Origin of the sequence: uncultured Azohydromonas sp., from assembly GCF_937926365.1 — a bacterium.
Taxonomy (GTDB): Bacteria; Pseudomonadota; Gammaproteobacteria; order Burkholderiales; family Burkholderiaceae_C; genus Azohydromonas.
In genome coordinates this window covers 1-8,030 of record NZ_CALAOH010000003.1, presented here as the reverse complement: position 1 = coordinate 8,030, position 8,030 = coordinate 1, and the positions used below count along the sequence as shown (strand labels likewise).

Here is an 8,030-nt window from a genome sequence, read left to right as displayed (position 1 = left end):
GTGGTCGTCGGCCGTGGCGCGTTGCGGCGTGGGCACGGCGGTGGTGGATGCCGCCAGGGTCTGACTGCCGTTCCGTGCGGCTGCCGTGGCGGCGTGGCCGCGGTTGTCGGCCGTGGCGCGTTGCGCTGTGGGCGCGGTGCTGGAGGACGCCGGCAGCGGTTGACTGCCGTCCCGTGTGGCTGCCGTGGCGGTGTGGCTGCGGTCGGCAGCCCTGGCGCGTTGTGGGGTGGCTGCAGCGCTGGCGGATGCCGCTAGAGGTTGACTGCCGTCCTGAGCCGTTGCCGTGGTGGTGTGGCTGTGGTCGTCGGCCGTGGCGCGTTGCGGCGTGGGCACGGCGGTGGTGGATGCCGCCAGGGTCTGACTGCCGTTCCGTGCGGCTGCCGTGGCGGCGTGGCCGCGGTTGTCGGCCGTGGCGCGTTGCGCTGTGGGCGCGGTGCTGGAGGACGCCGGCAGCAGTTGACTGCCGTCCTGAGCCGTTGCCGTGGCGGCGTGCCCGTGAGCCGCATCCGTGCCGCTTGCTGCCGGCATGGCCGTCGCGGTGGGAGCCACTGGTGCTTGCATGCCGCGTTGTGTCGCCGACGTACCGGCCGGAGACCGTGCCGAATCGTCAAGGCCGTGGCGGGGCATCGTTGCCGCGTCGGCAAGCTGTATTGAAGGGCGGGCACCGTGGTCGCCGGACCGGGGTGCAGCCTGTACGGCGCCGCCGCCACGGTGCGCTGGGGCTTGAGGCGCCGGCTCCTGCGCTGTGACCGGCATGGCGACAGGCTCGCTCGTGCGCGGGCCCGTTACTGCAGCCGGGGTTGACACGGCCGTTGCGCCCATCCCGGGCGTCGCGCCGGGTGCCGGCGGCGCCAGTTCGGCAGCGGGTCGCGCGAGCTGCGCCAGCAGCGCCGACACGTCCACCGGTGCCGCGCCGCCCGCAGCGGCATCCGCCGCTGGCGCAATGGCCTCGGGCGCCGCCGTGGCGATCGATTCCGCCGCGGACACCTCCGTGGCGCGTGCAGGGCGTCCGGCGTGGTCGAGCGTGTCCTGTGCCAGTCGCCCGGCCTCTTCCAGGGCCTGCCTGAAATCGCCGTCTGGCCCCGTGTGCAGCGTCTTGGCGCTGTGGCTGCCGCGGCCGTGGGCGGCCACGGCAGCCGTGCTGGGGGAATGGGTCAGGGGCTTCATGCCAGGGCTCCGCCGGGGTGATTCCAGGATCCGTTGGCCGCGCTGCGGCTGGCGGCTTCGTCATTGCGCTTCTGCTCGCGCTTTTCCTCGGTTTGGCGCGCGGCCGCCTGGCGGCGCTCAATCAGCTTGGCCACCGCCGCCAGGCGCAGCTCCTGCGCCAGCAGCGCCTCGCGCGCGCGGTCGTACTGCGCCTGGGCCTGCGCGCGCACCTGCTGCTGCTGGTCCACCGCCTGGTGCAGCCGTTCGCCGAAGCTCTGATAGCAGTGCAGCAGTGCCGTGTCGGTGCCGCTGCGGCTGAATTGCGCGGTCCAGCGTTGCTGGTACTCGCCGCGGTAGCCGCCGAGCTGCTCGGCCTGCTGCTGCGCCTGCTCCAGCCGGGCCTGCGCCTGGCGCAGCCGCGCCTGGGCCTCGTCGCGCCGGCGCTGCTCGTGCTCCCGCAGCACCTGCAGGCTGCTCAAGTCGCTCATGGGCCAGGGGCGACGCCACCGCCTTGGGCGCCGTCGCCATATCTATACGTGTACATCACCGCCAGTGTCCGGCGCGGCGCGCCGCGGTGAAGCGCGGAAAAGGCGGGGGAGAGCGGTGCTTTCGCCGCGCCGGGGCTTCAACTCCCCAGCACCGCCATCAGCTGCTGCTTGCATTGCTCCAGCGGCGCGTACTCGTGCATGCCCTGCTGCAGCAGCCGCATGAGATGCGGGTGCAGCCGCACCGCCAGGTCCAGCTCCGGGTCGTGGCCGGGGCTGTAGGCGCCGAGCTGGATCAGGTCGCGCGCGCGGGCATAGCGCGCCAGCAGCTGGCGCGTGCGCCGCGCCGCCTCCAGGTGCGGCTTGTCGGCCACGCTGGTCATCACGCGCGACACCGACTTCTCCACGTCGATGGCCGGGTAGTGCCCGCCCTCGGCCAGCTCGCGCGAGAGCACGAAGTGCCCGTCCAGGATGCCGCGCGCCGCGTCGGCGATCGGGTCCTGCTGGTCGTCGCCCTCGGACAGCACCGTGTAGAACGCGGTGATCGAGCCCACCCCGTGCAGCCCGTTGCCGCTGCGCTCCACCAGCTGCGGCAGCCTGCTGAAGCAGCTCGGCGGGTAGCCCTTGGTGGCCGGGGGCTCGCCGATGGCCAGCGCGATCTCGCGCTGCGCCTGCGCGTAGCGGGTGAGGCTGTCCATGAGCAGCAGCACGTGCTGCCCGGCGTCGCGGAAGTGCTCGGCGATGGCCGTGGCGTAGGTGGCGCCCTGCATGCGCACCAGCGGCGGCGCGTCCGCGGGCGCGGCCACCACCACCGAGCGGCGCAGCCCCTCCTCGCCCAGGATGTCCTCGATGAACTCCTTGACCTCGCGCCCGCGCTCGCCGATGAGGCCCACCACGATCACGTCGGCCTGGGTGTAGCGCGCCATCATCCCCAGCAGCACCGACTTGCCCACGCCCGTGCCGGCGAACAGGCCCAGGCGCTGGCCGCGGCCTACCGTCAGCAGCGCGTTGATGGCGCGCACGCCCGTGTCCAGCGGTTCGCGCACCGGGGCGCGGTCCATGGCGTTGATGGGCCGGCGCGCCAGCGGCGCCACGGCGGTGGCTGCCAGCGCGCCGCCGCGGTCCAGCGGCTGGCCGTGCGGGTCCACCACGCGCCCCAGCAGTCCCGCGCCCACGGGCAGCAGCAGCCCGCGGTCCTCGCTGCGGCGCCAGGGATGCACGTCCTGGTGCAGCTGCGGCGCCGCCACCGGCGCCGGGCGCGGCAGCACGCGCGCGCCGCTGGCCAGGCCGTGCAGCTCGCCCGTGGGCATGAGGAAGGCGCGGTCGCCGTTGAAGCCCACCACCTCGGCCTGCACCGGCGCCTCGCGCTCCATGCGCACCTCGCAGGCCGCGCCCACGGGCAGCCGCAATCCCGCGGCCTCCAGCACCAGCCCCGTCACGCGCGTGAGCGAGCCCTCGGCCGGCAGCGGCAGCGGCTGCTCGGCGAACTGCGGCAGCCGCGACAGAAAGCGCTCCCAGCGCCGCTCGCGCGCGGCCCGCGCGGACTGCAGGAATTCCTCGTTCATGCGCCGCCGCCGGGGAGGGCCGGGCCCTCGCCCAGGTCCAGGTCCAGGTCCGCCTCGGCGGCCGGCGCTGGGGCCACTGGTGCGGCCACCGGGCGGGCGGCGGCCTCGGCGGCCGGGTCGCTCCACGGCACCGGCACGCCCAGCAACTGCGCCGCCTGGGCCCAGCGCTGTTCGATGCGTGCGTCGACGCGGCCGAGCTCGGACTCCACCACGCAGCCCCCGCGCGCGATCGCCGGGCTGGCCAGCACGCGCGCGCCGCGCGACTCCAGCAGCACGCCCGCGCCTGCCCGCACCAGCGGCTCGTCCTCGGGATGCACCAGCATGCGCAGCTGGCGCGAGCCGGCCAGCATCGCGGCCACGGCCTCCTGCGCCACCGCCGCCACCGCCTCCGGACGGTTGTGCAACTCGGTGCGCAGCACCGCGCGCGCCAGCCGCGTGGCGGCCTCGGCCACGGCCTGCGCCATCGTGTCCTCCAGGGCCTGGAACTGCGTGTCGATGGATTGCAGCAGCATGCCCACCTGGGCTTCCAGCTGCCCGGCGTGCTGCCGCTTGAAGTCCTCCAGCGCTGACAGGCCCTCGCGCAGGCCGTCCTCGTAGCCCTGGCGCCGGCCCTGGGCGACGCCTTCCTCCAGCGCCGCGGCACGCGCGGCCTCCAGCAGCACCTCGTGCTCCGCGACGCTGATGTCAGGGCACGGCGTGGGCTCGGGCGGCTCGACCGGCGCCGGCGGCTCGAAACTGCCCGGCATCCAGGCCGTGAAGCCGTGCAGCTCCTCGCGCGGGATGAAGCGCGCGTACAGGCTGCCCGGGCGCGGCGGGCGGTCAGATGAACTGGTCATCGGTGCCGGCGCTCAGCAGGATCGCGCCTTCGTCGGCAAGGCGACGCATGGTCTTGATCATGTCCTTCTGCTGCATCTCGACCTCCGACAGCCGCACCGGGCCGCGGGCCTCCAGCTCGTCCTTGAGCATCTCCGCGGCGCGGCTGGACATGTTCCTGAAGATCTTGTCGCGCAGCTCCGGCGAAGCGCCCTTGAGCGCCACCACCAGCGCGCTGGACTGCACTTCCTTGAGCAGTGCCTGCATGCCGCGGTCGTCGATCCTGACCAGGTCGTCGAAGGTGAACATGTTGTCCATGATCTTCTGCGCCAGGTCCGAGTCCGCCTCGCGGATGTAGTCCAGCACCGCCGTCTCGGCCGAGCCGCCGAGCATGTTGATGATCTCCGCGGCGGTCTTGACACCGCCCAGGCTGGCCGCGCGCGTGGCACGGTCGCCACCGGCGAGTACCCGCCCCATGACATCGTTGAGGTCCTTGAGCGCGCTGGGCTGGATGCCGTCGAGCGTGGCGATGCGCACCAGCACCTCGTTGCGCTGGCGTTCGGGGAAGCACTTGAGCACCCCGCTGGCCTGCTCGAAGTCCAGGTGCACCAGGATGGCCGCCACGATCTGCGGATGCTCGTTGCGCAGCAGCTCCGCCACCGAGGGCGCCTCCATCCACTTCAGGCTCTCGATGCCGGTGATGTCGCTGGACTGCATGATCCGGTCGATCAGCAGGTTGGCTTTGTCGTCGCCCAGCGCGCGGCGCAGCACGCCCTTGACGTACTCGTCGTTGTCGGGCACGAGCAGGCTGTGGCTGTTGGCCTCCCGCGCGAAGCGGTGCAGCACGGCGTCCAGCCGCTCGCGCGACACCGGCTTCATGCGCGTGATGGTCTCGCCCAGGCGCTGCACCTCCTTGGGGGCGAGCTGCTTGAACACTTCCGCCGCTTCCTCCTCGCCCAACGTCATGAGCAGGATTGCGGCGTCTTCCAGGCCTTGTTCATCCATCCCGGATCAGCCTTCCTTGTTGAACCAGCCGCGCAGGATGTTGGCCACCACCGCGGGGTTGGATCGGGCCAGCGCGCGCATCTGCTCGACCGTCGCGGTGTTGTTCTCGTCGGACAGCAGCATCGGCGCGGCCTTGTCGGCCAGTGTCGTGTTGTCGGCGGGCAGGGGCAGCAGCTGCGGGTCGTCCACCACGGCGTCGAGCCGCGATCCGGGCGGCGGCAGTGCCGGCCCGGGTGGGGGGGCGGGCTGGCGCAGCGCCGGGCGCACCAGGCCCAGCAGCAGCATCAGCGCCACCAGGGTCAGCGCCGCGGGCATGCCCGCGCTGCGCAGCAGCTCCTGCAGCCAGGGCTGCTGCCACAGCGGCAGGCTGTCGGCCGGGTCCACGGCATCGACGTGGAAGGGCGCGCTGACCACGCGCACCGAGTCGCCCCGCTCCTTGTTGAAGCCGATGCTTTCCTGGACCAGCGCGGTGATCTGGTCCAGCTCCTCCTGCGTCGCTGCCACGGGGGTGCTCCTGCCCTTCGCGTCCACGATGCTGCGGTGGTTGATGACCACCGCGGCCGTGAGCCGCTTGACCAGGCCGGTGGCGTTGCGCGTCACGCGCACGGTCTTGTCGACCTCGTAGTTGACGACGTTCTCGCGCTTGGCGCCTGGGCCCGCGCCCGACCCGGAGTTGGGCTGCGTGGGCTGCAGCGGCGCGGAGGCGCCGTTGATGGGGGCGTTGGGCGCGACGGGCGGCTGGTTGCTCAGCGCGCCGGGCACGCCCATCGGCGGCGGGGTGCCGCCGTTGCCGGTGACCTCGCTGCTGTGCAGGCTGCGCACCGCCGCAGGCTCGCCGCCCTGGTTGGGCCTGTACTGCTCGGCGGTGGACTCGGTCTGCGAGAAGTCCAGCTCCGCCGTCACCGAGGCGCGCAGATTCTGCGGCCCGACCAGCGGCTCCAGGATGTCCACCAGGCGCTGCTGCAGGCCGCGCTCGACCTGGCGCACATAGGCCAGCTGCTGCGCGTCCAGGCCGCCCTGCGCCCCCACGCCCTCCGGGCCCGACAGCAGCACGCCGCTCTGGTCCAGCACGCTCACCGCCTTGGGATTCATCTCCGGCACCGAGGAGGCCACCAAGTGGACGATGCCCGCGATCTGCGTGCGGTCCAGGCTGTGCCCCGGGCGCAGCGTCAACAGCACCGAGGCGCTGGGCTTCTGCTGCTCGCGGAAGAAGCCCGTCTGCTGCGGCAGCGCCAGGTGCACCCGCGCCGTCTCCACCGCGCCCAGCGACATGATCGAACGGGTGAGCTCGCCTTCCAGGCCGCGCTGGAAGTTCGTGCGCTCCTGGAACTGCGTCTGCCCGAAGCGGGCGGTGTCCATCAGCTCGAAGCCGGCGACGCTGCCCTTGGGCAGCCCGGCCGAGGCGAGCTTGAGCCGCGCGTCGTGCACCTTGTCGGCCGGCACCAGCAGGGTGCCGCCCTCGCCATGCCGGTACGGCACGTTCATCTGCGCCAGTTGCGCCACCACGGCGCCGCCGTCCTTGTCCGACAGCCCCGTGAACAGCACCCGGTAGTCGGGCTCGCGGCCCCACAGCAGGAGCAACGCCACCAGCACCGCCAGCAGCCCCGCGGCACCGATACCCAGCATCAGCTTGTTGCGCGGCGGCAGCGCCGCCAGGCGCGCGAAGCGCTTGGGCACAGGCGTCGCCGTGGCCGTGTCGGCGGCCGGCTGCTGTGGGTTGACGGGGACGATGGCTTGATCCATGGCGGCGCGACGGGCAGGACGCGGGGCAGGGTGCGGGACAGGGTCGCAATTCTTGTCGCGCCCGGTGCCGGGCCATCGGCCGATGAAGGCGGCAAAGCCGGCTCACTTCGCTTCACCGCGACCGCACGGCCGCTCCTAGAGTCACAGCCATTCTGGGGCTAGCACGTCCACTGCTGGCGCGCTGTGAGTGCCTGTTTCGAAACGTGTCCCGCGCTTTTCCTTTGCCGATATATGGATCTCAAGCTCAAACCCTTCGATTTCGCCCAGGCCGCGGCCCGCGCCGGCCTACAGCCCGACGGCCAGCCGCTGCGCGGCGCGCAGGCGCCGCAGGGCGGCGGCTTCGCGCTGGCCATGAAGCAGGCGCTGGAGTCGGTGAGCGCCTCGCAGAACGAGGCGCGAAACCTGCAGCGCGAGGTGCAACTGGACAACCCTGCGGTGAGCATCGAGCAGACCATGGTCGCGATGCAGAAGGCTCAGATCGGCTTCCAGGCCACGCTCACCGTGCGCAACCGGCTGGTGCAGGCCTACAGCGACATCATGAACATGCCGGTCTGATCGCCCGGATGTGAGCACCCTCTGTCCTTTGCGCGGTAGACGTGCGATTCGTCGGGGCGCATGCGCCGACGCTCAAGTTCACCAGTCGGCTGCCGATAGGCATACGAGAAACGTCTCGATACCACGTCGAGGCGACGAGCGCCTGCCGACACCGACACCGACACCGACACCGACAACGGTCCGGCAGGCGCCGATTCCCATTCACCAATGACCCTTCGGGGAAATCCGCCCGCGTCCGTCGCAAGTCCGGACGGCAGCGCTTGTTCGAGGAAAGCACATGGCCACCATCATCAATTTGCTCAACACCACGCAAATTGCAGCGCTGACCACGGCACAGATTGCCGCACTGACGACTGAAGACTGGCGTACCTTTTCCACGGACCAGATCGTTGCGCTGACCACGGCGCAAGTCCCGGCCATGGGCACGCGGGCCGTGAGCGTCTTGACGTCGGATCAGCTCAACGCATTGGAAAGCGCTGATCTGCGCGCACTGAGCACCGCGGCAATCCGGGCGCTGAGTTCGGCACAGCTTGCAGCGCTGGGCGCGGACCAGCTCGACAAGCTCACGACCGCGCAGACGGTGGCGCTTTCCTCGGCCCAAATTGCATCCTTGGGCTCGGCAGACCTTGCTGCGTTGAGCACGACGCAGATGGCCGCGCTGAGCACGGCACAGGTGGCGGCGCTGACGACGGCGCAGCTCACGAGCCTGGACGCGGCC

General features: G+C 71.9%; 7 protein-coding genes and 1 pseudogene. 2 read left to right on the top strand and 6 right to left on the bottom strand.

What is annotated here, in order from left to right; genetic code table 11:
- From Q0741_RS00145 to fliF, 6 genes are all read right to left on the bottom strand, one after another.
- Positions 1-1,167, bottom strand: a 1,167-nt coding sequence (locus Q0741_RS00145) for a hypothetical protein (RefSeq protein ID WP_298231176.1), incomplete at its 3' end; no start/stop codon positions are given.
- Positions 1,164-1,634, bottom strand: coding sequence for a flagellar export protein FliJ (gene fliJ, locus Q0741_RS00140; protein ID WP_298231175.1), 471 nt, complete (start codon positions 1,632-1,634; stop codon positions 1,164-1,166). The genes fliJ and Q0741_RS00145, both read right to left, overlap by 4 nt.
- Positions 1,635-1,771: 137 nt before the next feature.
- Positions 1,772-3,196, bottom strand: coding sequence for a flagellar protein export ATPase FliI (fliI, locus tag Q0741_RS00135; protein ID WP_298231174.1), 1,425 nt, complete (start codon positions 3,194-3,196; stop codon positions 1,772-1,774).
- Positions 3,193-4,032: a FliH/SctL family protein gene (locus Q0741_RS00130; RefSeq protein WP_298231173.1), complete on the bottom strand. Its 840-nt coding sequence runs from the start codon at positions 4,030-4,032 to the stop codon at positions 3,193-3,195. The genes fliI and Q0741_RS00130 overlap by 4 nt, the downstream gene beginning before the upstream one ends.
- On the bottom strand, positions 4,016-5,014 hold the full coding sequence (gene fliG, locus Q0741_RS00125) for a flagellar motor switch protein FliG (RefSeq protein ID WP_298231172.1): 999 nt from the start codon (positions 5,012-5,014) through the stop codon (positions 4,016-4,018). The genes Q0741_RS00130 and fliG overlap by 17 nt, the downstream gene beginning before the upstream one ends.
- Before the next feature lie 6 nt (positions 5,015-5,020).
- A complete protein-coding gene (gene fliF, locus Q0741_RS00120; RefSeq protein ID WP_298231171.1) occupies positions 5,021-6,757 on the bottom strand; it encodes a flagellar basal-body MS-ring/collar protein FliF in 1,737 nt (578 codons plus the stop codon).
- Between the two features lie 231 nt (positions 6,758-6,988).
- Between fliF and fliE the strand changes: the two genes are divergently transcribed.
- The gene (fliE, locus tag Q0741_RS00115) at positions 6,989-7,312 is read left to right on the top strand and encodes a flagellar hook-basal body complex protein FliE (RefSeq protein WP_298231170.1); all 324 of its coding nucleotides are present in this window, start codon (positions 6,989-6,991) and stop codon (positions 7,310-7,312) included.
- A 277-nt stretch (positions 7,313-7,589) separates the two neighbouring features.
- Positions 7,590-8,030, top strand: a pseudogene (locus Q0741_RS00110) (heme utilization protein); the annotation flags it as partial.